Annotated in this window: 1 protein-coding gene; it reads left to right on the plus strand. The window is 55.9% G+C overall.

Features of this window, described 5'->3' with window-relative positions; translation table 11 throughout:
• The first annotated feature begins 68 nt into the window (after positions 1 to 68).
• A complete protein-coding gene (locus H7U37_RS14895) occupies positions 69 to 1259 on the plus strand; it encodes an IS256 family transposase (RefSeq protein ID WP_204876940.1) in 1191 nt (396 codons plus the stop codon).
• Positions 1260 to 1266 lie beyond the last annotated feature (7 nt).

A 1266-nucleotide genomic window follows, 5' to 3' on the forward strand; every position in this document is an offset into this window, starting at 1 on the left:
AGACATGGTTTGCAGATCTCTGGTAGAATGAAGTTGCGACACCACCATTCGAAAGGAGACAGCAAACCATGTCCGAGAAGATTGTACAGCTAAACGAGGAAGTAATCAAGGGTCAGATCAAGGAGTTGGTGCGAGGCAGCGTAGAGGAAACCCTCAACGAGCTGCTGGAAGCCGAGGCAGAAAAGTTGACCCAGGCTGCCCGGTATGAGCGCAATGAACAGCGCCAGGGCTACCGCAGCGGCCACTACAGCCGCAACCTTACCACCACTTCTGGGGATGTCACTCTCAAGGTACCTAAGCTCAAGGGGATCTCCTTTGAGACAGCCATCATTGAGCGGTATCGCCGCCGGGAGAGCAGTGTGGAAGAGGCGCTCATTGAGATGTACCTGGCGGGCGTATCCGTCCGGCGTGTGGAGGACATCACCGAGGCCCTGTGGGGCAGCAAGGTCTCTCCCTCCACTATCAGCGAGCTGAACAAGAAAACGTATGTCCACATTGAAGATTGGCGGAACCGTCCTCTGCAGGGTGGGCGGTATCCGTATGTCTATGTGGATGGGATCTACCTGCGCCGCAACTGGGGCGGAGAATTTGAGAATGTAGCTATTTTGGTTGCTATTGCAGTCAACGAGGACGGATACCGCGAGGTTTTGGGCGCTGCTGAGGGTATGAAGGAGGACAAGGCCAGCTGGGTCAGTTTCTTCCAGTGGCTGCGTGGCCGTGGCTTGGATGGGGTGAAACTGGTGGTTGGCGACAAGTGTCTTGGTATGCTGGAGGCCGTGGGTGAAGTGTTTCCTGAGGCAAAATACCAACGGTGTACCGTCCACTTCTACCGCAATATTTTCTCAGTCACGCCACGCTCCAAGGTAAAGCTGGTGGCCAAGATGCTCAAGGCGATCCATGCTCAGGAGAGCAAGAAAGCCGCCCGTGAAAAGGCCAAAGCTGTAGTGGAGGAGTTGCGCTCTATGAAGCTGAAGGAGGCGGCCAAGAAGGTGGAGGACGGTATTGAGGAAACCTTGACCTACTGTGATTTTCCCAGCGAGCACTGGACTCGCATCCGAACCAATAATGTCATTGAGAGGCTGAACCGGGAGATCCGCCGCCGCACTCGTGTGGTAGGCAGCTTCCCGGACGGCAACTCTGCCCTCATGCTGGTCTGTGCCCGGCTGCGACATGTGGCCGGCACCCAGTGGGGCAACAAGAAGTACATGAACATGAAGCACCTGGAGGCAGCCCTTGAGGACGCCTCTGTTGCTGGCTGACTTCATT

The sequence above is a fragment of the Pseudoflavonifractor phocaeensis genome, from assembly GCF_016901735.1.
Lineage (GTDB): Bacteria > Bacillota > Clostridia > Oscillospirales > Oscillospiraceae > Pseudoflavonifractor_A.